Origin of the sequence: Microbacterium sp. LS_15 (assembly GCF_041954735.1) — a bacterium.
In the GTDB taxonomy this organism is placed as follows: Bacteria; Actinomycetota; Actinomycetes; order Actinomycetales; family Microbacteriaceae; genus Microbacterium.
This window is the reverse complement of record NZ_JAVAYD010000005.1, coordinates 83,516-107,305: the sequence shown is the minus strand read 5'-3', so window position 1 is coordinate 107,305 and position 23,790 is coordinate 83,516. Positions and strand designations below refer to the sequence as shown.

The window sequence follows — 23,790 nt, the reverse complement described above, 5'->3', positions numbered from 1 at the left end:
CGGCCGATCCCTGAGGGGTGTCGCCGGGAGCGTGTGTGTCGCTCATACATAGGACGCACGAGGTGCGCGATTCGTCACGAAAAAGTTCGAGAAAGGGCGAAGAAGTTTCGGGAGGGAGGAGAAGAGAGCGCTGACGGGGTGCGGGGATCGCCGCGCACCCCGTCAGGACATCACTCTCGGGATGCCGCGGCGCTTCGCCGGCGGGACCTCGTCATGAGCACGGTGCCGCCCGCCACGAGGAGTGCCAGCGCCGTGAGGATCGTCGCGACGGGGAACTCGGTACCGGTGGAAGCGAGGGAACCCGTCTGTGCGGAACCGGCGGCTCCGGGCGCTGCGGCGCCGCCGCTGCCGGTACCGCCGGGAGGCGTGCCGGGATCGGACGGGTCGACAGGATCGACAGGATCCACCGGATCGACAGGCTCCACCGGGTCGACAGGCTCCGCGGCGACCGCGGCGGGCGCGCTCTCCACCGCTGCGGCGTCGAGCACGGTGACGACCCAGGTCTCTCCGGCTGCACGAGCCGTGGAGTCGAGTGCCGCGGGTTCGGAGGCCGGAACCGTGTAGCCCGCCTCGGCCGCGCCCCCTGCCCAGATCGTGTCGACGAGTGTGCCGCTTCCGGCGACGATCTCCTCGGGCGTGCCCGTGCCGCGGTAGATCGCATACTGGCGCGCTTCTGCGGCATCGCCGGCGCGCCACGTCAACCGGGCGCCGTCGAGGGCCAGGTCGGTCGGGGCGGCGACCGAGCCATCCGACAGCCACGGCTTGGCGGGAACCAGCGTGGGGTGCGCGAACGCCTCGCTGCGGAGCAGGTCGATCGCGGTGTTCTTCGCCTGGTGCTTCGGCTGCTGGTCGGCGGGCAGCGCCGCGATGTCGCTCGGCTTCATGTCGTTGTAGCTGAAGAGCACGCTGCCGTCGATCCCGTCGAGCTTCTGATCGAAGCGGATCTGGTTGGCAACCTCTTCGGGATTCATCCACGCGGCTTCCCACCCGCCGTTGTTCACGTGCTTGTAGAGGGCGTGACCGACGTAGATCTGCGTGCGGCTGCCCTCTGCGACGTCGCTCCACCATCGAGCGAGCTCGCCGTACGGGGCGGCGGCCTGGTCGAAGCTCCAGTAGATCTGGGGCGTGAGGTAGTCGACCAGTTCGTCCTGCACCCACGCCCTGGTGTCGGCGAACACCGCGTTGCTGTAGGTCTGCGATGATCCGGTCGGCGTGTTCGAGCCGGCGGGGTTCAGCGCCCTGTGCTCCCAGATGCCGAACGGGCTGATCCCGAGCTGCACGGCCGTGCCGGCATCCGCGTTGTGCGCGTCGATGACGTCGCCGACCTGGGTGATGAGACGGGTAATGTTGTCGCGACGCCACGCCTCGATGCCCTCCGTGCTGTCGGCGTAACCCGCCGTCAGCCCGAACTCCTCGAACGTCGGCCGGTCCTCGCCGGCCGAACCGAAGAACACGTTCACGCCGTCGACCGTGATGCGGTACGGGTAGAAGTAGTCGTCGAAGTGGATCGCGTCGACGTCGTAGTTCTCGACGATCTCGGCGACCGAGTCGGCGACGAACGCGGGCACCTCGGGCTGGCCGGGGTCGAGGAACAGCTTCTCTTCGAACGACAGCACCCAGTCGGGATGCTGGACGGCGAAGTTGTCGTCGGCGAGGATGCCGGCCTCGTTGAGCGCCTTGATGTACTCGGGGACGGTGAGAGCCTTGACCTCGTCGGCGGTGAGGCCGAGCGCGGAGAGGATGGCGGGCGCGGTCATCTTCGTGTTCGTCACCCGGTACGGGTTGAGCCAGGCGTGGAACTCCATGCCGCGCGCGTGGGTCGCGTCGACCATGCGCTGCAGCGGGTCGTAGCCCGGGTCGGCACCCTGGGCGCCGGTGAGGAACTCCGACCACGGGTTGAGGGTCGACGGGTAGTACGCGTCGAGCAGCGGCCTGACCTGGAAGATCACGGCGTTCATGTTCCACGCGGTGAAGTCGTCGAGCACCGTCGCGTACTTCGCGTCGAAGTCGGCGGCGTCGGTCGGCTTGCCGAAGTTGAGGTTGCCGATCGTGCCGACCCACGCGCTCGAGAAACGGCGGTTCTCTGGCTCGAGGCTCGTCGGGATCGTGACCTGCTCCCCCGAACCGGGGTACGTCTCCACGGGCGTCGCGCTGTACCCGTACGTGCCGTCGGCGTTCTTGACGTACGCGGTCAGCGCCTCCTCGTCGACGGCCGCTCCCGCGGCGGCGGCGGGCGCGGTCAGCGCGAGCACTGCCGCTGCAGCGATCGCGATGGGTCTTCTCTTCATCGAGTCCTCCTCGGTCGTCCTGGAAATCATTTCCATAGGCGCAACAGATCGTGAAAGTTACTATCACTCTGACACATGCCGGTCCGGATGACCAGGGACAGATGGAGCAGTGGGCTGAAGAAGCAGAAGACCCCGACCGGATGTCTCCGGTCGGGGTCTTCGCGCCGTACGTGTTTCGGTGGGGTGTTCGTATAACTGCACAAACTGCCAGATCACGCGGACATTTGCACCGCCAGCGAGAGCCGATCCTCTGCAAGTGCCAAGTTAATCCTCTGGATCAGTCGAATGCCGCGCGCGGCCACGAGTTCCCGCGACGTGCCGACACTTTAGGTACGAGACGTATTGCCCGTTCTCGTCTCGAGCCTCCGCAATGCCGCAACGGCACCACGGAGATTACGCGACGGTCAGGCTGCGGGGATCGGCTGGATCCGCCACCCTCGGACGGAGCGGCCCGGCACGAAGTCCCACTCCTGCGAACAGGTGCGGCACATGATTGTCACGTCGTGTTCCCGGAAGCCTGGAACGTTGTCGTGTTCCTCGAGGATCTTGCCCTTGCCGCAGGGGCATAGGAACTCGTAGCGCTCGACATCCCCGCCACCCGCGCCCCAGCCACCGTGGTCAGACCGATCCCTGTCCACGAGCTCTGTGCGGATCCCGTTTGACAGGGACGAAGACCTCGCCCAATCGAGTATGGCTTCGCGAGCCATGTCGAAGAAGTCGTCGTCCGCGCCGACTCGGTGCAGGATAGTCAGCAGCCCCTCGGGCTCACGGGCAACGCCGTGGTCGCCATCTCGCACCCCTGCGGCATAGTCGCCGGCGAGACGCTCGCGCGAACCCTGGGCGCCGCGCTCGCCTGCAGGATCAGCCTGCGCGACCAGCCATTCGTGGAAGGCGCTCGTGACGGGCTCGGCGTGCTCGTCGACACCATCCCATCGGCCGGGCGTCTCGCCGGTGGCGCGGTACCGCTGCAGCGCCTGCTGGAGGAACAGGTATCCCGGCGGGCGGTGGTGGTGAGCACGGACCGCGTCGCGGGTTGAACCCGATGTACGACGCATTCGCCGTGCATATTCGACCTGCTCGGGTACCAGTCCGAAGTCGGCGTTGAGGGAGTACTCGCCGGGGTTGCTTTCCGTGATGGGGATCCCCACTACCGCCGCCGCCCAGATCGCCCGCCCGTTCGCGATGTAGGAGTGGTCGCCGAGGTGCTCGCCGAGGAACTCCTCCACGGTGTGCTTCAGGTTGTAGCTGTACGCCTCCTCCTGCGGTTCAACCGTGGGAGTGAACGCGCGCAGCACCTCGGCGGTCAGGACCAGCTCGATGTAGTCGTGCTCCGTCGCCGACGACAGCGAGCGATCTTCTGTGGCGAATAGTCCGTTGTCGCCCAGGTGAGTGATTCGTTCGTCGCTCTCCACTTCTCTGCCTTCGCTGTCGGTTTCCCAGATCGGCTCGGACAGCACGGGGTGCTGTGCCAGCACACGGATCACGTCTCGGGCACAGATGCGCTCACCGAGAATGCCCTGCGCGAGCGGGTGCTCCATCGCGCGGAGCGACTCGGTGTACTTCATGCCGGAGAACTTGCTCCAGGCTCGAGCGTCTCGTTCAACCTCGCGTGAGCGCGCGGGCGTGGTCGGGCTGTTGTTCATCTCAATCTCCACCGATGCCATCGCTTGCGTCCCACGTCCACAGAGCCGGCATCTATGAAGAGAGTCTCAACAAGTGGGCACTGCATCTGGATCCGCCACGGTTGTCCTTCGAGGCCAAAATCACGTGGGGATCCTGACTCGGAGATGAGCGGTCCAGACCGCTCGGGGCCAAGTATACCGTTCACCCCGGTGTCTATCGCCCACGGCAACGTCGGACCAGTGGAACAGGAGGCGCGACACGGTGCCGTGCATGGACGCTATGGTGTGAGCGACCCGCTACCCGTGAGGAGAATCATGGCAAAGCCCGTGCAGTTGGACTCGTTCGCCTGGCCGACGCAGTCCGCCGCATTGGACGCGTTCCGCGCCATCCTGCGCAACTCCGGGTATGGCGTCGGTGACCGAGTTAGCGACCCCGTCCACGATCTAATGCTTCGCGAAGTGCTTGAGCGCCACCCCGATGTCGATGAGAAGGTGGGTGCTGGTGTCGACCACTTCTTCATCGGCCGCACTCAGGATGCGTCCGGGGCGTTCGTCAGCCGGGACGCCATCGGCATCTGGATCCACCGTGTCGACGGGACGACCATCGACTTCAGTTACCAGACTGCGGTGAAAGGGCGCTCGGCCCGCAGCGACGCGAAGGAGGCAATGCGGATCGCAGTGCGCGACACGCGCCTCGCCTACCGGGACGCCCAGTACGCGTCCGGGGTGCCTGTGACCAGCGATATCTCTGGTGCGGTCATCGCCGACAAGGAGGACGCGCACGTCGTCTACCTAGCCCCTGAGTGGGGACAGCTGACATACCAGTTCGCCCTGTCGGAAGGCGGGTGGGCGGCAGTCACGGTGACCGCCGGAGGAGGGACGTCCGCGCAGGTCGGAGGGGCATTCTCTGACCCCGCCGTGGAAGCACGGTGGGTCGCGTTCCATGCACGCCACGCGACGATGGCGCTGGCCACCGCATCCGAGAACGCTCGCCGCCCCCGCGCGGACGAGTCAAGCTGGACCCCGTGATCCCGCGACGATGAGCTCCTCACTGAAATCCGCATGGCCGACGGTCTTCCTCGACCAATGGGTATGGATTCGGTTCGCAGCCGCCGCGAAAGGCCGTCCTCGTGATCCGGATGACGTCCGCGCGTACGAGGCCGCACTTCGCGCCCGGGAGGCGGGCGTGGTGTTCCCGTTGTCCGCGACCCGGTACGAGGAGACCGGTCGTATCCGCGATCCGCAGCAGCGTCAGGATCTCGCCGATGTGGTCGCCCCGCTCAGCGAGCTTCGTGCGCTGCGTACGCAGTCCGATCTGATCGCCCAGCAGATCCTTGTTGCCCTGCACGAGACACTGAAGCGCCCCACGTTCCGCCCCTCCGCGATCCAGACATTGGGGGTCGGCGCTCACTGGGCATTCACGGGCAGGAACGCGTTCTTCAAGCCTGTCGCGCCGGGCGACCGCGTGGTGGACGTGGACGGGGCATGGCTGCGGCAGGTGGCGCAGTTCTCCGAGTACATGCTGTTCGCCGGTCCCAGCGATGCGGCGTTGCCGGGGCTGTTGAAGTACGGCTACGCGGACCCGCGCGACCTGGAAGCGTCTCCGACCAGCCGCTTGGAGCGCGAGCGAGCTCTTGCCGCACAGCTGGGGGTGTCCCCGCAACCGTCGGCAACGCTGCTCCGTTTCCTCCAAGTTCGCGAGCTCTGGAGCGACCATCGTGCGATTTTGGCGCGGCTGGCCGCCGACTACCGGCTGTCGTTCTCCACGATCCTGCCGCCCCCTGATGTGAAAGCACCGTTCAGCGCCACGGTCGCCGACTTCATCGACCGTGTGCCCACTCCCCTGCTCGCCGCCCAGATGAAGCACGACATCATCCGTCAGCACCGGCCGTGGACGTGGAACATGCTCCGCGACATCGAGGCGATGAGCGTGGCGATCCCGTACTGCGACGCGGTGATGATGGACAAGGACGCGGTGCACCTCGCCGCCAAAGTGCGCGCCCCCGAACGCCACGACACGACGATGATCACTCAGATGAGCGAGCTCGTCGATGTGCTCCCTGACCTGGAAGCCCGTGTCTCCGCCGACGCGGGCGAGCCCCCAGGGTGGAACATGCTCGGACCATACGAACCGTTCCACATGACGCAGCCACGGGCACTACGTGTCGATGAAGTGCCCGCCGAGGTGGAGATGCGGCTCGTGCTCGATGACGGTCAGGTGCTGCAGCGTCCCGTCGTCCCTGACACGGGGACGACGGGAACCTAGCGGCTACTGCACTTCGGTGTCGACATCGACGGACGCCGTCACCGGCACCACGACGGGAAGCGGTGAGAGGACATCGAATTCGTTGAGCACGAGGTCGTACAGTGCTTTCCCGGAGCGGGAGCGCATGGTGACGATGAGGGTGAACTCGATGTCTTCCGTGTCACGAGTGATGCGTCCACCTTCGCGGCTGAGGTGGTTGATGTCGATCTGCGGGTGGTCCATCGACGATGCACGAAGCCGGTCCGTGGAATGCCAGATCGTCTCCCATTTCCCGAGCTCGCGCAGGTCCCCCTCGAACCGTCGCGTCGTCTTCGGCGGCCGCGACTGGGCGGCGGACGGCAACGACCACCCTTCCCGCACCCGCGCGGCAATGTCTGTGCCATCGGTGCGGACGTTCACCACATGCGAACGGGTCGTGCCGTCATCAGTGTCGAACGCCATGGTCCGCTTGTCCCTGTGAGGGCGGAACCTGGCCTCGAGCCCCGCGTTGGTGTACTCCCCCGCCTCGGTCGCGTCCGTCGCGGTGGAGTACGCGACCGTCCAGCTGAGGTCGATGTCCCCTCCCGGGAACGCGGCCGGGAACGGGAGCGGGAATGCCCGCACTTCGGTGCGGCCAAGGATGCCGTGGTACAGGATCGTCGCCTCATTTGGATCGCAGGACAACAGGGTGGCGGCGTCTCCGGCCAGGCGTCCGTGACCGGCACGGGTCTGGTCGTGGTCCTCCCCGAGCTCGGCGAGATGCACGGCCAACGCGCGCAGTGTGGGGGCGTCCGCTCGGCCACCGAGCTCACGGCTCAAGCGCGCCATCAGGTTCGTCACCAGCGGCGTCGAATAGCTTGTTCCGTGATCGTCGTGGACGATAGAACCGTCAGGGCGGATCCGCCCGAACGGCTGCGCGGGGGTACCGCCGTAGCTGACGACCGCGGGTTGGATCCGATTGCCTGATCGGCCCGGTCCGCTCGCGGAGTAGTCTGTCGCGGCCCAGGTCGCGGACGAGTCCGGTGAATCGCACGCACCGACAGTGAGCCCGTTGACCATGTCGCCGGGCACCTGCACACGCCCCAGTTCCGGGCTAGTGCTGTTGCCGTTGTTCCCGGCCGCTGTCACGAACAGGATGCCCCGGTCATAGGCGATCTTGTCCAACACCGCCGTCCAACGGTGTGGTTCGTCATCGTCGACGGGTACCTTCGGGCCGAGGCTGAGGTTCACGATCTTCGCGTCTGTCGTCTCGACGATGTCCCGGATCTGGGCGAGGATCCACGGGTACTCGGCGGCGTCCTGCGGAACGGGTGTGGGCATGACCTGGTAGTGGGCGACGTGCGCGGCCGGCTGCCCGAAGGTTCCGTGAGAACCGACATCGCCGTAGAGGACCGCGCCGGTGACGGCAGCGCCGTGCAACGCGTACCCGCCCATCAGCCCGCGTCCGGTGAGGTCGGTCGCTTCGACGAGGTCACGGAACACGTGGCCGGTGTGGTCAACTCCACCGTCGAAGACCAGCACCTTCGGCAGTCCGGACACGTCGTGCGTCAGGCTGATCTCCCCGGCGGTGTCACCGTTGGCGCCGTCAGTGAACATCTCCATGACCGGTGCCGGAGTGAGCGACCGGAGCGGATTGAACTCGGAGACCGCCTCCACCGCATCGGCCGGCAGTTTCAGGGAGAGGAAAGTGAGCCCGTCGACGACATCAGCATCGCCGGAGACCGCCCCGCCGAGAGACTCCACCAGTGAGGTGAACTTCTTCAGCGTCGCCGCGGACGCGCGGACACGTCGCTCCACCGTCGATTCGTCCGGGTCCGGGTGCAGAACCGCCTCGAACGGCTGAATGCCGGCAGCGGCCGTCCCTCGTTCTCTCGCACGGGAGACCTTGATTTCGTTGAACTGCCGCAGCTCCTCTGCCGCTTTCGCGAGTCCCGGTTCGCTCGCCCCGTGCAACAGCTTGATCATGTCGGCGACCCCACCGGCGTCCGCGGACAGCAGATAGGACTTCGACAGCGACGTCGACTGTCCGGTCACCTCGGTGATTTTCACCCCGTCACGGACGACGCGTGAGCCGAGCGGGCGGAGCTTCAACTTCTTCACCAGCTGCTGCGGGAACCACGAGTTGGCGAGGTAGTTCGCCCACACTTCCGCTTCGATGACCACGCGTTCCGCGCGTAGCTCCGGGCTGATGTTTTCGATGTCGTTGATGACCTGCTGTAGCTGCGGCTGAAGAATCACCCGCGCTTCATCCAGCGTCTTCGGATGGTACTTGTTGGGCCGGCGCGGCGGGCGGTCCGTCGAAAAGGACAGATCCTCTCCGTTGACGAGCACTCTCCGGTCGTTCTGCTGTTCAGGCATGATTCCCCCTGTTATTGTCCGCGCAGGTCGTTGCCGATGGTCACGTGGCTGACGCCCAACCAGTCCGCGGTCCTGCGCTGTGTCCACCCCATTGCGTGGGCCGCACGCGCGAGCCCTGCACGCACATCCGCAGATTGAGTAGCCCGACGACGAGCGTCCGTCGTGATGGCAGCGAGGAGCTCCTCGGAGGCCGCGCTCGTGCGGCCTCCCAGCACGATGCGGCGTGTGGCCGTCTTCACCCACACGTCGAGTGTCGACAGCGTCTCCCCCTCGAAGGACAGCGCCATCGCTTCCCGCGTCGCGGCTGCCACCGCCAGTCGATCCAACACATCATGGGCGTCCAGGAACCGTCGACGCTCTTCCGGTCCGGGCGCGCAGAACGCGATCTCCGCGTCGAATCGGCGGAAGATCGCGTTATCGAGCAGTTCCGGGTGATTGGTTGCCGCGATGAGAAGCCTGCCCGCAGGCCACGCATCCAGCTGTTGCAGGACGACGTTGACGACTCGCTTCATCTCACCCAGGTCCTGCTGGTCCCCGCGGGATTTCGCGATGGCGTCGAACTCGTCCAGAAACAACACCGCGCCTGCTTCATGAGCGGAGTCGACCAGCTCCTGGAAGTTGCTCCCCGTCTTCCCCATCAGGCTGGAGATCAGGGTGGCGAAGTTGACGGTTATCAGGGGGACCTGCAGGCGCGCGGCAACGTGCGCGGCGGTGACCGTCTTCCCGACGCCGGGAGGACCGGTGAACAGCACCGTCCGGGAGGGGGTGAGGCCGAACCCGCTCAGTTCCGCGGCGGATGCATGCTCGGAGATGAGGAGCTCGACCTGTGCGGACAGTTCCGGGGCGAGGACGACATCCGGTGCGTCCTCGATAATCCGCGCCCATGCCCCGTCTATGGCAGGAGCCGGAGCGGTACCGCGAAGCGGTGACACGGCGGCCGGGCCGGGAAGCGCGAGCGCCTCCACGAGCGCCTCTTTGAAGAGGACCGTGTGATGCACCCCGGCCGGAAGGCGCCGGGACGCACGACGGGCAAGGACGCGTGCTCCGTCACTGTCACCGGTGATTCCTGCTCGTGCGAGATCGATGTACGCCTGCTCGAGGGGGGAAAGTTCAGATCTTGGCACGCCTCACTTTACCATGCGGAACCCAGGAAGGACAACGTTTCTAGGGGTCTTGGTAAGCCGGAAGCGATCTTGCTACTCTTCCTTACCAGCCCCGGTGTCGCGCCACAGCGCACGGACTGTGAACGTCGCTTCGCTGGTGGCCTTCGTCACGAGCGGGATGCTCGCCTCCCCGCCCAGAGACACCCCGAAGGTGAGTTCGAGTTCATCGGGCGACGCGGCCGTGATGCTGGCCTTCACCGATGTCATCACGTCATCGCACAGCTTCGCGATGGCCTGCCCGACCTCTCGGACGTTGTCCGCGGTCGTCGAGACGAACCCGTCGACTCCACCACGCAGAGGCGACTCCGCGGGCTGCGCAACCTCAATGGTGAACAGAGGGCGACCACCTTCATCGGTGATGATGTGCTGAGACACGGATGCTCCCTTCCATCCCCTGACAGTAGCGCGCAGGTCTGACGTTCGCGACGCCATGGAACCACTCGCCTTAGCGGGCGCGAGGTCGTGTTGCGGCCAGCGGTTGGCGGTTCCGATACGAGATACTGCGCTGAGTCGCGTGAGATGAGGGCCAGGCCCTGACTTACCGAAGCGCTCGCTCAGCCGTTATTGGCCTTGAGGGCTTTCTTCTCACCGCCCTGGCTGATGCCCTTGGCCGTTAATGTGCGCAGCCCCAGTCATGCACGCGCTGTTTTCAGCGGGCCCACGGATGAGGTCCCTTGTCGGCGGTGCGTCAAGGATGCCGCAACGATCTCCTGGTAGGAATGGGCGCGCAAGGTGGATCAAGACCGCGAACAAACTAACGCCCACACATGGAGGACAACCTTTTGTCAATACAGGTCGTGAATATCGGCGATGGCGCGTGCACCGTCCTTCGAACGTTCCGCGAGACGATGCTCATCGACTGTGGGGCGCATGACGATAAAACTGGCACGCGCTCTGCAGACCGTCTCGCCTCGGTCCTCGGATCAGCGCCTCAGGGTTTGAACGCCATCGTAGTGTCCCACTTTGATGCTGACCATTGGCGCGGCCTTGCGGAGCTACCTCAACGGATCGCGCCCGTTGGCCCGATCCGCCTGATCTATCCGCGCCTTCCGGACTCCGCCAGGCCTGTGGCACCGATGATCGCCGCACTTCTCTCAGTCATGGACGGGGCAGCGCCTCACGTCAACGCGTTGAAGCTCCGAGACGAATGGAAGCGTGTCGCGAGCCAGGTCCGCTCATACGCATATCGGCGCGGCAACCGCTTTCATGCCGTGGGGAAGACTTGGACAGTCCATTGGCCGCCGACCGAAGTCAGTGGCACCTGGAGCACACTCTTCGAGCGCGTGCGTAGGGAGGTCGCCGAGGCGGCCGAGAAGTGGCCCGACCTGCGGCGGGCGCTTCGTGACGCGTTCGCCGCCGTGGAAGAGACGCCGCTCGAGGTCGACGATGACTTTGATGACTTCGAGGGACGGTTGACCGACATTCCGGAGGAAGCCGATGGGGAAAGCGACGCCTGGGCGGGATCGCGGGTGACGAAGGACACGATCCCCGAGGCTAACGAAGCTGAGCCGACGTTCAGTGCGGCGCCGGACGAGTTGCGCGACAAAATGCCGGGGCTGTATCGCGACCTGCAGCGGCTCAACAATTCATTGAGCTTGGTTATCAGCGACGACGAACACGAGCTTCTCGCGATGGGTGACGTCGAGGGCTGGGGGCTGCGTCGGCTGCTGCTGACGAATGACTTCTCGAATCGAGGCTTCCACACGATCCTCGCGCCCCATCACGGGACTGTCGCCCCCAAGCCCGCTGAAGCCCCTCTCTTCCCCTTCTCTGGAACGACGGTCGCTCAAACAGGCGCGGAGCGTGAGAAGGGCAGAGAGGCTTGGCTTCATCGCGCAACTTTCCGAGTCCACTCTACGTACCTGGACGGCGACTACGTTACTCATCCGCGATTCTCGACCTGAGCCGCTACCGGTCCACCGGATGCCGTTCCGTGGCGGAACGACTTCGCCGGTTCGACCGTCGTGGCTTGGATGGCGGGCGTCTCCAATCTGGGAGGCGTCCTGTCGGCGGATCGTCGGATCGAAGATTGATGTGAACCGACATGGCGGAATCCTGCAATACGGACATGACCCCCGATAACGAGGTGATGGAGCGCTCAGTCGGCGAGCCAGCGCTCTTCGAGCTCCTGTACGCGCGCCATGCGACGTCCGTGTACCGCTATGCCGCGCAACGCCTGGGCGACCACGTCGCGGAAGACGTGATGGCAGAAACCTTTCTCGTCGCGTTCGAACGACGCTCTTCATATGACGTCACCGTGCATGATGCACGGCCCTGGCTACTCGGGATAGCGACGCGGCTGATGCGTAAACACGTGCGGGTGGAGGCTGTCGCATGGAAAGGCGCCGCCGCCGACCTCGCCGCGTCGATTGCGCCGGACTTCATCGAGCTGGCCGGCGCCCGTATCGATGCTCCGCGTCTCGCACGTCGATTGGCGAAGGCTCTTCGGCGTCTATCTGCGGCGGATCGGGACACGTTGCTGCTGTACGCCTGGGCTGATCTCGACTACACGTCAATAGCGGTCACCACACGCGTTCCCATCGGCACCGTGCGCTCACGCCTGAATCGGACGCGGCGGCAACTGCGCCGCGCAGCCGGCATTGGCACCATCGAACAGGAGACGGATCATGGACGAGCTGACGTTGCTCCGCAGCACTCGTGACAGGACGCGGGAGCCAAGCCAAGCGGCACGCGAACGAGGTCTCACCGAACTCCGGGTGCGCATCGACGGGGAGACCGCAGTGGCTCTGTTCGAGCCGCTCGGAGTCGACACCACGTTCACACCCGTTCGCACCCGCCGCCGACGCACCCTCGCTTGGGCAGGGTTCTCGACGGTCGGTGCGATGAGCGTCATCGCCGCCCTCGTCGCCACCAACGTGTTGGGGGTCGGTGGCTGGAACAGCGGAGCTGCACCCGCGGCCGCGAGCATCCTCGAGTCCGCGGCGGTGGCCTCCATCAAAGCCAGCGACCCCACCGTGAATGCCGGGCAGTACCTGCTTGTCAGTACCGACGGCGCGTTCGGCCTCGTGGGCACCCTCGCCGAAGATGCGGACAAGATCGAGGCCAATGGTGGGAACATCATGCCCGCCGACGATGTGTCGAGCCTGGAGAGCTATCACGACGAGCTTTACGTCCCCGCCAGCCGTGAGGACGATTGGGTGTGGATCCAGTGCGCGCGGACGCCATTGCAGACCTTTGGGCCGCGCTCTGAACAGCTCGCGGCGGAACATGCTGAACGAGACACGAGCGTTATTCGGTACCTCCCAGGGGGTAAGACGCTTCGGGGTGATGACTGGGGCGGTTATCAAACCCGCACCGAGACAACGGCCGACTACGACGCACTGCCCCGCGACCCGCACCAACTCCTTGAGCGGATTCATGAGTTCAACGGGAACACCGGGCAGTCCCGTGACGGTCAGGCGCTCGAATGGATCGCTGTCACCCTTCGTTCAGGCACCGCGCCCGCCGACGTGCGTGCCGCACTGTACCGAGCAGCAGCGGACATCCCGGGAGTCGATATAACGGAAAACCAGGCCACGCTCAACGGGACCACGGGGATCGCCATTGGACGCGTCGAGACGGCGAGCAATACCGACAGGACATCATCATCGACCCTGAGACTGGCCAGTTCATCGGTGAACGGATGGTCACCCTCGATGGGTATGCCAGCTTCCCCCGGGCACCGCGATTGCGTGGACGGCCGTGACCACATCAATCGCTACATCCGTTCCGACGGATGCCAGCAGCTGCAACACCGAATGAAAGCGAGAGGACACCATGCACAGTCACCCGGTCGATCCATCAACCCTGGTTCTACCTCCAACCTTTTCCGTCGACATCAGCCTTGTCTCCGACACAGCTAGCCTGAGGCCGGCAGACGAACGCGTGTGACGTCACGGGCTTGAGGCTCCTAAGTGGCCCGTGCTTCGGCCGCAAACACAGAATCTCAGACAGCCCCGTCCGTCCATCTGCCGGTTGCGTCTTGCCTCATTTACGCTCGCCCAATGACATTCGATCCAGACACGTGGGACGACATCTTGGCTAAGGCGGCGAGGAACGTCGAGGCCGCTGACAGAAGATTTCGCGCGTCGCGTGAGGGAATGCCCGTCGACACCGTCGTCTACGAGCTCGGGATCTTTGGACCGTTGGTGGACCTCGACGATGACAACCTGCGCGCATACGCGGAAGCCGTCTCCGCCGGTCGGCCATACCCGCTGTACATCTCTTAGCCCGCAGCTACTCGTAGCTGCGGTGCACGTGCCAACCGTCCTCCGCCTTGAACACATCGAAGACGAGCGACTGACCGTCTTCGTCGGTGCCCTGGAAGCGCCAACCGTAAAGCCCGGTGCTCTCCTCGCGGGGCACAGTCCAGACGGAATGGCGAAGGCGAGTAGGGGTGTCCGTGACCGTCCAGCGGCGGCCCGCGACGACCATCCTCGCGGGAATGTCGTTGACCATCCATAGGGTCGCAGGGAGGTGAGTGGTCGCGGATCTCATTGTTCGAGGATAGAACATAGATTCGAATGTTGCTAGCCTGTTCATGGCCGGAGAAAGGATGCCGGCATGGGGTCGAGCAAGAGGTTGGCGGCACATTACGACATGCGCGCCCAACATCAGGAGATCCTGCGCGCGGCTCGCTCGGGACCCTTGCAGTCACTCACCGACCGCGAGCTGGCGTTGCGCGAGTACCCTCTGACGATCTATCCACGGCCGCACCGACCCGTTCGGGCCTGGGTGCGGTTCGGGCCGAAGTCGGTACTCGTCGACGCGATACTCGTCCGCTCCACCCCACTGGCCGTCGGCATCGAGTTCCGCGCCGAAGACCAGACATTCCGCTGTTGGGTGTGGGGCAACACCGTTCAGGACGCGGCTGGCGACTAGGGTCGACTTTCGTCAGTTGGCCCGGTATACCTGACCATATGAAGTGGAAGCCGCGACCTCTGCAAGTGCTCGACTTGGCCACGGACATCACCCTGCCGGACCAGCGCGTCGCGGTGGTCGGCGACATCCACGGCAACTTCCGGTGGCTGGACATCGTCGCGAGGGCCGTCCGAACGCTCGCACCAGACGTGAGCACCATTCTGCAGCTCGGCGACTGGGCGATGGAGCCCGACACGACCGACGAGGCTCTCGACGGAACAGGTATCGAGCGCATCTACGTGGTTTTGGGCAACCACGAGAGCTGGAACCAGATCACCCCACTGCTCGATGCCCACCCTGGCGCCGCCATACGGGTCTCGAAGATCACGTGGTTGTTGCCGAGACCTGGCCGTCTGACCATCGGCGGACGCAGCGTGCTCTCGCTGCCCGGAGCAGTGTCTGTCGATAAGGCATGGCGGCAGGAGGGCGTCAGCTGGTTCAAGGACGAAGAGATCACCAGTGAGCACGTGAAGGCGGCCATCGCCGGCGGTCCTGCCGACCTCATGCTCACCCACGAGCCGCCAGCCGGCACCCCGGTGCGCGCGGTCCAAGAGATCCTGCGCACCAACCCTTTCGGATTCCCGGACGACGCCCTCAGGGACTCCGCCAACTCCCGCGCGCGAGTGGCGAAGGTGTGGAACATTGTCTACCCGGAGCTCCTGATTCACGGGCACTTGCATGCGCCCGGCGGTGGACAGACCGAGTACGGGCTCCGTGTGGCAAGCCTCGGTCAGGACGGGCAACAGGGCAACCTCGGGATCCTCGACATGCGCACGCTGCGCATCGAGACGCCATCGCTCCGCCAGATCCGGGAAGCAGCAGGGCGATGACCGACAAGAACCCGTGGGCCGAAGTCATCGGACCTTGCTACACGCGCACCTCCTTGGCGCGCGCTCTCGGGTGGATCGAACCAGAGGTAGCGACGGCCGCCACGTCGCTCACCGTGCTCGAGCTCCTCACCGAGGACGACGTCCTGCTCTACCCCGCCTGTCAGGTATGGGACGGCCATGTGGTGCCGGGCCTCACCGAAGTGCTCCAAGTCCTGAGCACTGGAACCGCTTCGCGATGGACCTGGGCGCAGTGGCTGAACACGCGACCCGACGACGGACACGGCGGAGACGAGCCGAGTGCCATCGAGCGACTGCGCGAAGACGACCTGGATGGTGTGCTGCTCGAAGCTCGCCATGACGCGTGGGCGTGGAGCAGCTGACACGAGCGCCGTCCGTCATCCACATCAACACCGAAGACCGCATCGACGCATGTCAGACGGTGAAGAATCTGTCGACGACGGCGGTCGCGACGGCTTGTGCGGTGAGATCCGACGCGGCCTATCAGTTCGGACCCATGCGAGGCGAATACACTCTCGCCATGGAACCCTCTCAGGCCTTCGACAAGGATGCCTGGAACGCTTACGCCCGACGGGCCACACGGCGCCGCGTCGCGGGGACCATCCTCATCACCATCGCCGTAGTCCTTGTGCTGCTCTACGCGGGACGCGTGGCGTGGCTGTTCGTGATGGCGGACGAGGGCGACGTGCCCTCAGCGTCGGTCGTTCCCCTCCCCGCGGGAGCCGAGATACTCGGCACGACCGAGGGCTGCGGAAGTGGCGGGTGCACGCTGAACCTCACCGTGCGTCCGCCCGTCGGGCAATCCGCTGAAGGCCTCGCCGCCGAAATGGGCACGACACCACAGCTGCTGGTGCCCGGGAACACTTGGAACCCGCGCACAGTGTCGGTGTTCGCGACTCCGTCGGGAGGCCTCCTGAACATCAGCCTCGACTACTCATCCGACGAATGGGTGCCGTAGGACGCACGCTTCGTTCGGCCCGACTCCTCACCCCCCTCAGGGCTGCTTCTCTTCCCGAAACGACCCTTTCGGTCTTGCTGGGATCGACATCACCGGCCCAAAGTGTTACTGGCTGGTCGCGCTCCTGGAAGATCCGCAGGCAATGGGGTGCGCCTCATGCCACTTCATACCGACATAGGGTCATTGAACCCGAGGACGGGAACGACGGAGAGGAACCCCGCGCCATCGAACGACTGCGCGAAGGCGACCTCGATGGTGTACTGCTCGAAGCTCGTCATGACGCGTGGGCGTGGAGCAGCTGACGGGCTTCACGTCATCGCTCCGACCGCACGCGCGATGCGATCTGAACACCCGTCGAACGACTGCTCGACACATCTCGGAACAGCATCCGATGGTCCCTCAATAGCGTCGGAGTATCAGGGCGCGCGACAGACGCGTGCCCGAATTGCCGGCGTCCGCGCCGAGGACGGATTGCCTTCATGTCTACCCCTAAGCCTGCTCTCCGGCACCGACCGCACCTTCACCCTCTCGGGAAGCCGCCGGCAGCGCCCCTGCTGCTCGCAGCTGCAGCGGAAGCGGCCGGCACCTTCGTACTCGTGTTCGGTGTCATCGGAGCAGCAACGTTCTCGGCGTCGTTCGCGAAGTCGGACATCGCCGTGAACGTCGGGTTCCTCGGAGTGGCGTTCGCGCTCGGTCTCAGCGTCCTCGTCGGTGCCATAGCGTGGGGGCCTGTGTCGGGCGGCCACTTCAACCCGGCGGTCACGCTGGGACTTGCTGCCGCAGGATTCTTCTCTTGGCGCCGCGTGCCTGTGTATATCGCGGCGCAGATCGTCGGCGGACTAGCCGCGTCGACGGCGCTGGTTCTTGTCGCCGCCGGTACCGGCCCGGCATTCCTTGCCGACGCGCGGGAGGGCGGCTTCGCGTCGACAGGGTGGGGACCGCTCTCACCCAGCGGCGCCTCGTGGGAAGCCTCGTTCCTTATCGAGACGGTGACGACGGCCGTTCTCATGGCGGTCGTCCTCGCCGTCTCCACTCGACGCACGGATGCGACACTCGCGCCGCTGGCGATTGGGTTCACCCTGACAGTCGTGGCGCTCGTCGCGATCCCGATCTCGAACGGCTCGTTCAACCCCGCGCGTTCGATAGCCACGGCCATCTACGGAGGCCCTGTTGCGCTCGAGCAGCTGTGGCTCTCGCTCGCCGCGCCGGCACTCGGAGCAGTATTCGTCGGCCTCGCAGTAACGGCAGTTCGCCGTCTCGCGCCGCGCGCGAGAAGAAGCTCATACGTGTGACCAGGCCGCTACCTTCCACGCGAGTGCCTGGCGATCTCAGGCAGCGGCGTCGATGACCTTCTTCTCGCGGTGGCTTCGCACGACGGTAAGCACGACCGGTGTGGCGTACTGGACGACCTTCAGCGCACCGTTCGCGATCTGGAGGCGGCGCTGCGCAGCAGCGTCGGCGGCCATCTTCAGACCGATCTGAATACCGCGTCCGACCCCGGCGGCAACGCCGCGATTGAATGCGAGGCCGTAGACAGGACTTCCCATGTGTGTGCTCCCCAGGTTGAGTGGTGCTGACGAGCATAGTGACGCGCGGGGCGCTACGTAGCCGTGAAAATACTGGGACTTCAGATCGGCGGCGGTTGGACGGCAGGCGCATCGTCGTTCACCGGTGGCAGCGGCCTCCGAGCGGCGCGCACCCCCGCCTTATACGCATGCATCTCTCGTCGCGCGAACCGAACACTAACGAACCACTCGCGGATTGTTCGCCCCAGCCTGCGGCGTCGAACGTCGTCGACGAGCATCAGCCACCCCACTCGAGCTGCCCGAACTCGCTGAACGGTCTTGCTGTCAGAGGGGTCCGACACGAGCAACCATCGTTGCACCTGCACGTCCGGGCTGGAGCGCGGCTCCGCCAACTCGTCAACATGGTCTTTCAACACCTCAACGATGACGTTGCGGCGTTGTTCCGGGTATGCCCATTCCCGCGTGAGCCGCTGCGCACGAGCGAGCGTCAGCTCGTACTCCGTGTGCGCCGCGGGTTCCATACGCCCGGCCGACGACACCGGAAGGAGTCGCTCCGCGGTGTGACCCAGCTTTCGGAGAAATCCCTCAAGCTCGCCTCGCTGACGTTGCGCGCGGGGCGACGTCACGCGGCTGCTCCACAGTCGGACAGCTTCGCCGTAACGACGGGCAAAGTCTGAGCGGTCTGGTCGATCTTGACGTCCGGCGACCGATAGCGCTGAGACGGCGAGGGCGAACTCGTCCCCGACGGATCGGTCGAGCTGAAAATCACGGTTCGAATGCGCCTCGCGGCTGGCGTCACGTGCGATGACCAGTCCGACCAAAGCCAGGATCACCGACAACAACGATGCGACGACCTGCAGCCAGGTTGCGAAGGCATTATCCACAGTCGAACAGTACCGCCGGCCCTCGCATCATCCGTGTCCGGGATATAGAAGAGGTGCACCCGGATCCCGGGTGCACCTCTTGTGCTGCGACGCTTCTTACTTCTGGATGAAGGCCAGCAGGTCGGGGTTGATCACGTCGGCGTGCGTGGTCAGCATGCCGTGCGGGTAGCCGGCGTAGAGCTTCAGCTCGGAGTTCTGGAGGAGCTCGTGCTGCAGGAGCGCGGCAGCCTTGTAGGGGACGACCTGGTCGTCGTCGCCCTGCATGACGAGGACGGGCACCGTGATGGCCTTGAGGTCCTCGGTCTGGTCGGTCTCAGAGAAGGCCTTGATGCCTTCGTAGTGGGCGAGCGCGCTACCGGTCATGCCCTGACGCCACCAGTTGGCCACAACCGGCTCGGAGACCTCGACGCCGTCACGGTTGAAGCCGTAGAACGGGCCGGAGGCGACAGCCTGGAAGAACTCGGCGCGGTTCGCGGCGAGAGCCGAGCGGAAGCCGTCGAGAACCTCGATGGGGGTGCCCTCAGGGTTGCTGTCAGACTTCAGCATGATGGGAGGAACCGACGACACGAGGACGGCCTTGGCAACGCGGCCCTGGGGCTGGCCGTACTTGGCGACGTAGCGGGCGACCTGGCCGCCACCGGTGGAGTGTCCGATGTGGATGGCGTTCTTCAGGTCGAGGTGCTCGACGACAGCGTTCACGTCGCTGGCGTAGTGGTCCATGTCGTGGCCAGTGCTGATCTGCGAGGAGCGGCCGTGGCCGCGGCGGTCGCTGGCGACCACGCGGTACCCCTTGGACAGGAAGAACAGCATCTGCGCGTCCCAGTCGTCCGACGACAGCGGCCAGCCGTGGTGGAAGACGATGGGCTGAGCATCCTTGTTGCCCCAGTCCTTGAAGTAGATCTCTGCGCCGTCTTCAGTGGTGATGTATCCCATGATGAATCCTTTGTCGTGTCGTCGAACGAGCAAGCCCGCGCGACTGGTGGGTAGTTTGCGCCTCGACGATGTGGCGACTGCATTCAAAGTAACTTTCGGCCGGGCCAGATACCTCCGACAAATGCCGACTCTCGTTCCTACGTCCAGCCGACACCCGATAAGCGGTGGTCAAAGTTGATCTCGACGTTGTGCGAAAGAGGGATACGGATCTGGCAGATAGGTGATGTGATCGATGCGTCTCCGCTGTATGTGAGGCGCCCCCGTCCAAGACGCGGGCGAACGCGTGGTCACGTTCAAGGTGAGCGTTGAAGGCTGAGATCCTTCAGGATCGACGTCATCAGATCTTCGGTCGAAACGTCGCCAGCACGTGTGTTTCCTTGTGCCAAGCGAGCGGTAGCCACTCGTCGTACCAGACGCGGATCTTGTCCTCGCCGAACTCCCTCCTTGTTCATGGATTGGTTTCGGGCGACGTTGTGAGGCTACTCATTCACGAGCGGGATGAGCATGTCGGGAATGGGAACTGGCCGGCTTCCGAGGCTGACAGTCATTCCGCCGAGGGCCGCCGAGATCGAGCCTGCATGCAAGGAGCCGACTCGGCCAATGGGGGTGCCGTATGAGTAAGACGACGGCCGCCACTCGGGCGCCTGACGACACGTGCTCTAACTCGATGCCGACACCTATCGCATCGAGTGCTTCACGAGAGCTGGCCATCGGGCTCGATTCAGCGGTCCGAGCTCTTGCTCCGCGCGAGCGACGCCGTTCGGTTAGGTCGGCCGCAAGTCGTTCATTACCCGCAGCGAACGAGATGACATCGGCGTCGGCCCGGTCGCCCGCCACCGGACGGTCCAAAACCTACCGAAAGTCGGGGATCGCGTCACGAAGACCGTCGTACAGGAGTTCCCATGACAGCTGCGTCTGCTCGGCGCGTTCACGGTAACGAGTCGTTCCTCCGGCCCGGCACCGCGCGCTCGGAGGCCGTGCACGGACTTCTCGTACTCCGTCACGCTATGCGCTAGCTCGTGCAGCAGGGCCGCGGCGAACAGAGGAACGGATCATGACCTCATCGGCGCTCGCGATGATTGGAGGTTCGGGTAGACGACTGATCGATGATCAGGCCACCGTGTTCGCAGCGTCGACGATGAAACGTGCGACATCGCCAGGATGCGTATGCATGACGAGGTGCGGACCCGGCAGTTCGAGCACCTCGAGAGCCGAGGCTCGTTCGAGGCCGAAACGAACGACGTCAGGGTTCACGATGTGATCGGCGGTGGCGACGATACCCCAGGTGGGGCGGGAGCGCCAGGCCGCGTGTGTGGCTCTCTCCTCGAGCACTGCAGCGTCCAGCGGGCGCTGGGTGAGGGCAAAGACCGCGGCTTCATCGGCTGGGATGCCGAGGGCTGCGAAGAACGGAAACTCATCGATGGCGATTGACACCTCGCGTCGAGATATGCCTTCAACCGTGGCATAGGGGCGGTAGTCCAAGAAGTTCGCGGCGTCCGGCGCCGGAAAACGCTGCCACAGCTCGTCTGCGCTCTCGTCCACATCGAGCACAAAACCGGCAGCCAAGACCAGCCCGCGAACGTTCTCGGCGATCCCCGCGACAGAGGCGACGGTCGCGCCGTAGGAGTGGCCGACGAGGAGGACGGGGCCATCGATGTCCTCAACGAACGCCCGCACGTACGTGGCATCCGCCGCGAGACTCCGGTTCGAGATGGCAGGAACGCGCACCTCAATGCCCGCTCCCATAATCCGCATCGCTACCGGAGACCAACTCGCCCCATCAGAGAACGCACCGTGCACCATCACGACGGTCGGCTTCTCGCGCATCATCACTCCCTCAATCCCCGAGATCTGCGGTTCGAATTCAACGCTAGGGCCGGGGATCACGCTCCCGCTCCTACGTGTTGTCGTTACTTGACTGGACGGGTGTCGTAAGCCGCGTTCGTGTCGAGGAACGCGCGGACAACGTCGTTGAACTCCTTCGGATTCTCCAGGAACGGGAAGTGGGAGCTGGCCACATCCTGCGGGAAGATGTGCACGAGCGCTCCAGGAATACGTGAGGCGACGTAACGCTGTGACTCTGGGGAGACGTGGCTGCCCTCGCAACCCAGGACGAGAGTGGGCTTGGCAATGGTCGGAAGTAGTTCCCGCCAGTCCTGCGCGCCGTGGTCGAACAGTAGTGGCGCGGCGACGCGACGCGGCGTCTGAGCGACCTCCGATGACACGAAGGACCAGAGGTCGTCGTTGACGGGCCCGGTAAACATGCTCCGCACGAAGGCGCGCACCGTTGCTTCCCCATCAGCATCGTCAGCGATGGCATTGGCGAGCGCGCCAAGCCCGTCTGGCGGCAGGATGCAGCCCGCGGACTGCTGCTCTTGCGCACTCATCCACAGCTGCGCGACGACCGTCGTCGGTTGGTCCACCATCACGAGGCTTCGTATTCTGCTATCTCCGAAGAGTTCGAGGTAGGACCAGATGACGGAGACGCCCATCGACCAGCCGAGTAGGTCGGCGGTCTGGATGTCGAGGCCGTCGAGGATGTCTCTGAGGTCGGCCGCGAGACGGGCGATACGGTGCCCGCGCCAGGGCTTCTCCGACCTCCCATGTCCACGCATGTCATAGGTGATGACCCGGCGCTCTGCGAGTCCTTCACGCTGGTGCCGGAACATCTCCTGCGATTGCGACCACCCGTGCAGCATCAGAAGCGGGACGCCGTCGCCGCCCGTGTCGTACAGCTCGAGCGTCACACCGTCGCTGGTCTGAACTTGCCGGCTTTGAGCCCTCATTGGATGTGACCTGCGTTCTCCCAGTACGACGCGAGTTTCAAGCCGAGGTGCAGGGCGCTGCGTTTCATTCCGTCATCCATGGCGTCTTTCACCACTTGCGGCATGTTTTCCAATCGGTAATAGAGCGTCGTGCGGTGGATATGCAGTTCCTCGCACACGACTTTGATCTGGTGTGCATGATCGAGAAGCGTCTCGATGGTCTGGCGGCGCAACGGGTCTGCGTCGTGGAACAAGGAGTATGCGGCTGGTGAGTACCACTGCAGCCGGTTCGGATCCGAGACGACATCGGCAATGAGCAGCCAGGGGCCGACGTCCTCGGCGCGCAGGCTCTTGCCAAGATCAGGCAGGAGCTCGGCGACTGCCGCCGTCGCGACCGCCCGCTCAGCGACGGGCCGCACGTCGATGTCCGTCTCCGTGAGATGAGCGGATCCGATTGCACGCAGGAGCACCCCGGCGCGCGCGGCCTCGGCCGCGATGAGGTCATCTGTTCGCACGTTCTCGTTCACACGCTCCAGGAACAGCAGGGCCGCTCCGATCTCGCCCATGAACATGAGGGTGGCTTTGGCCACGCTCTCCAGGGCCCGTCCGAGCGACGCGCGCTGGACTACGGAGGTGTCATGCCCGACGGACACGGCACGAACGACCGTTGCCGAGCTGCGAGACACCCCATGAGTGCGGACAGCGGTGCTCAGCGCATCCCGTCTGGCGACCGGATCCTGAGCGAGAAGTCCACGGATGACCATTTCGCGCGTGGATCGCGCGGGTGTCGCATCCTGCTCTGCGGCGAGGTAGTCACGCGCGATGTCCACTGCCGCGTCCACGGCGCGGAACTGCGCGGATGTCAGCGGCGGGAGCCCGCCTGTGATGAGCCACATGACTCCGAGCAGCGCGTCATCGGAGCGAATCGGCACGGCCAGACGTTCGCGTGCACCGAACTGGTCGAGGTTCACGGTCTGCGGCCGCCTGGCGGAGGACAGATGAATGCTCTCCAAGTACGCGCGCTCGCGCGGAGGAGTTGCGCGCCCAAGGAGCGCGCGAGCACGGAGTTCATCGATCTCCTCCCCCTGTGCGCTCGAGACCATGGGCCGGTACTGCGCGTCGTTGATGACCACCGAACGGCCGAGGCCTTCCGCAAGATCGTCCGCGAGTGTCTGTAGGTTCATACGCGTCGAACCCTTGCGACGGCGGGACTAGCGCTCTGACGATGCATGATGATTCCTTTCTCGGGCCACAACCCCGCCGCGGCTTCACCGTAGGAA

General features: G+C 65.0%; 23 protein-coding genes. 11 read left to right on the top strand and 12 right to left on the bottom strand.

The genetic code is table 11. From position 1 onward, the window contains the following. Positions 1-170: 170 nt before the first annotated feature. Entirely contained in the window at positions 171-2,288 is a 2,118-nt protein-coding gene (locus tag RAC69_RS08750) for a glycoside hydrolase family 10 protein (protein WP_375086491.1), read from the bottom strand. A gap of 404 nt (positions 2,289-2,692) precedes the next feature. Then, the gene (locus tag RAC69_RS08745) at positions 2,693-3,853 is read right to left on the bottom strand and encodes a hypothetical protein (protein ID WP_375086490.1); all 1,161 of its coding nucleotides are present in this window, start codon (positions 3,851-3,853) and stop codon (positions 2,693-2,695) included. Between the two features lie 372 nt (positions 3,854-4,225). Here RAC69_RS08745 and RAC69_RS08740 point away from each other — a divergent pair, with 372 nt between their 5' ends. Beyond that, positions 4,226-4,939: a DCL family protein gene (locus RAC69_RS08740; RefSeq protein ID WP_375086489.1), complete on the top strand. Its 714-nt coding sequence runs from the start codon at positions 4,226-4,228 to the stop codon at positions 4,937-4,939. Positions 4,940-4,949: 10 nt separating this feature from the next. After that, entirely contained in the window at positions 4,950-6,176 is a 1,227-nt protein-coding gene (locus RAC69_RS08735) for a hypothetical protein (RefSeq protein WP_375086488.1), read from the top strand. 3 nt (positions 6,177-6,179) lie between these two features. Here RAC69_RS08735 and RAC69_RS08730 read toward each other — a convergent pair whose 3' ends face one another. From RAC69_RS08730 to RAC69_RS08720, 3 genes are all read right to left on the bottom strand, one after another. Then, positions 6,180-8,513, bottom strand: a complete 2,334-nt coding sequence (locus tag RAC69_RS08730; protein ID WP_375086487.1) for a S8 family peptidase — start codon at positions 8,511-8,513, stop codon at positions 6,180-6,182. Positions 8,514-8,524: 11 nt separating this feature from the next. After that, positions 8,525-9,478, bottom strand: a complete 954-nt coding sequence (locus RAC69_RS08725) for an AAA family ATPase (RefSeq protein ID WP_375086486.1) — start codon at positions 9,476-9,478, stop codon at positions 8,525-8,527. 231 nt (positions 9,479-9,709) lie between these two features. Next, complete coding sequence (locus RAC69_RS08720) at positions 9,710-10,051, bottom strand: CU044_2847 family protein (protein WP_375086485.1); 342 nt, start codon at positions 10,049-10,051, stop codon at positions 9,710-9,712. Between the two features lie 392 nt (positions 10,052-10,443). On the opposite strand from RAC69_RS08720, the gene RAC69_RS08715 reads away from it, so the two are divergent. The 4 genes from RAC69_RS08715 to RAC69_RS08700 all read left to right on the top strand — a co-directional run bounded on the left by RAC69_RS08715 (position 10,444) and on the right by RAC69_RS08700 (position 13,905). Beyond that, positions 10,444-11,580: an MBL fold metallo-hydrolase gene (locus RAC69_RS08715; protein ID WP_375086484.1), complete on the top strand. Its 1,137-nt coding sequence runs from the start codon at positions 10,444-10,446 to the stop codon at positions 11,578-11,580. 164 nt (positions 11,581-11,744) lie between these two features. Then, entirely contained in the window at positions 11,745-12,338 is a 594-nt protein-coding gene (locus tag RAC69_RS08710) for an RNA polymerase sigma factor (protein ID WP_375086483.1), read from the top strand. Further along, positions 12,304-13,539 (top strand): hypothetical protein, encoded by a 1,236-nt coding sequence (locus RAC69_RS08705; protein ID WP_375086482.1) that lies wholly within the window; start codon positions 12,304-12,306, stop codon positions 13,537-13,539. Before RAC69_RS08710 ends, RAC69_RS08705 begins: the two co-directional genes overlap by 35 nt. Before the next feature lie 141 nt (positions 13,540-13,680). After that, positions 13,681-13,905, top strand: a complete 225-nt coding sequence (locus RAC69_RS08700) for a hypothetical protein (protein ID WP_375086481.1) — start codon at positions 13,681-13,683, stop codon at positions 13,903-13,905. 7 nt (positions 13,906-13,912) lie between these two features. Here RAC69_RS08700 and RAC69_RS08695 read toward each other — a convergent pair whose 3' ends face one another. Further along, a complete protein-coding gene (locus RAC69_RS08695; protein ID WP_375086480.1) occupies positions 13,913-14,134 on the bottom strand; it encodes a hypothetical protein in 222 nt (73 codons plus the stop codon). 105 nt (positions 14,135-14,239) lie between these two features. Between RAC69_RS08695 and RAC69_RS08690 the strand changes: the two genes are divergently transcribed. The 5 genes from RAC69_RS08690 (at position 14,240) to RAC69_RS08670 (ending at position 17,694) form a co-directional block, all read left to right on the top strand. Beyond that, entirely contained in the window at positions 14,240-14,557 is a 318-nt protein-coding gene (locus RAC69_RS08690) for a hypothetical protein (protein WP_375086479.1), read from the top strand. A gap of 38 nt (positions 14,558-14,595) precedes the next feature. After that, positions 14,596-15,426 (top strand): metallophosphoesterase, encoded by an 831-nt coding sequence (locus RAC69_RS08685; RefSeq protein WP_375086478.1) that lies wholly within the window; start codon positions 14,596-14,598, stop codon positions 15,424-15,426. Beyond that, positions 15,423-15,806 (top strand): hypothetical protein, encoded by a 384-nt coding sequence (locus RAC69_RS08680; RefSeq protein WP_375086477.1) that lies wholly within the window; start codon positions 15,423-15,425, stop codon positions 15,804-15,806. Before RAC69_RS08685 ends, RAC69_RS08680 begins: the two co-directional genes overlap by 4 nt. A 158-nt stretch (positions 15,807-15,964) precedes the next feature. After that, a complete protein-coding gene (locus RAC69_RS08675; RefSeq protein WP_375086476.1) occupies positions 15,965-16,402 on the top strand; it encodes a hypothetical protein in 438 nt (145 codons plus the stop codon). A 479-nt stretch (positions 16,403-16,881) separates the two neighbouring features. Further along, a complete protein-coding gene (locus tag RAC69_RS08670; protein WP_375086475.1) occupies positions 16,882-17,694 on the top strand; it encodes an aquaporin in 813 nt (270 codons plus the stop codon). 36 nt (positions 17,695-17,730) lie between these two features. Here the strand turns inward: RAC69_RS08670 and RAC69_RS08665 are convergent, their stop codons facing one another. From RAC69_RS08665 to RAC69_RS08640, 6 genes are all read right to left on the bottom strand, one after another. Then, entirely contained in the window at positions 17,731-17,949 is a 219-nt protein-coding gene (locus tag RAC69_RS08665) for a hypothetical protein (RefSeq protein WP_375086474.1), read from the bottom strand. A gap of 80 nt (positions 17,950-18,029) precedes the next feature. After that, complete coding sequence (locus RAC69_RS08660; RefSeq protein WP_375086473.1) at positions 18,030-18,812, bottom strand: hypothetical protein; 783 nt, start codon at positions 18,810-18,812, stop codon at positions 18,030-18,032. A 96-nt stretch (positions 18,813-18,908) separates the two neighbouring features. After that, complete coding sequence (locus tag RAC69_RS08655) at positions 18,909-19,745, bottom strand: alpha/beta fold hydrolase (RefSeq protein WP_375086472.1); 837 nt, start codon at positions 19,743-19,745, stop codon at positions 18,909-18,911. A gap of 1,110 nt (positions 19,746-20,855) precedes the next feature. Continuing rightward, positions 20,856-21,632, bottom strand: coding sequence for an alpha/beta fold hydrolase (locus RAC69_RS08650; protein ID WP_375086471.1), 777 nt, complete (start codon positions 21,630-21,632; stop codon positions 20,856-20,858). Between the two features lie 23 nt (positions 21,633-21,655). Next, on the bottom strand, positions 21,656-22,492 hold the full coding sequence (locus RAC69_RS08645) for an alpha/beta fold hydrolase (protein WP_375086470.1): 837 nt from the start codon (positions 22,490-22,492) through the stop codon (positions 21,656-21,658). 35 nt (positions 22,493-22,527) lie between these two features. Further along, positions 22,528-23,694 (bottom strand): helix-turn-helix domain-containing protein, encoded by a 1,167-nt coding sequence (locus tag RAC69_RS08640; protein ID WP_375086469.1) that lies wholly within the window; start codon positions 23,692-23,694, stop codon positions 22,528-22,530. Positions 23,695-23,790: the final 96 nt, after the last annotated feature.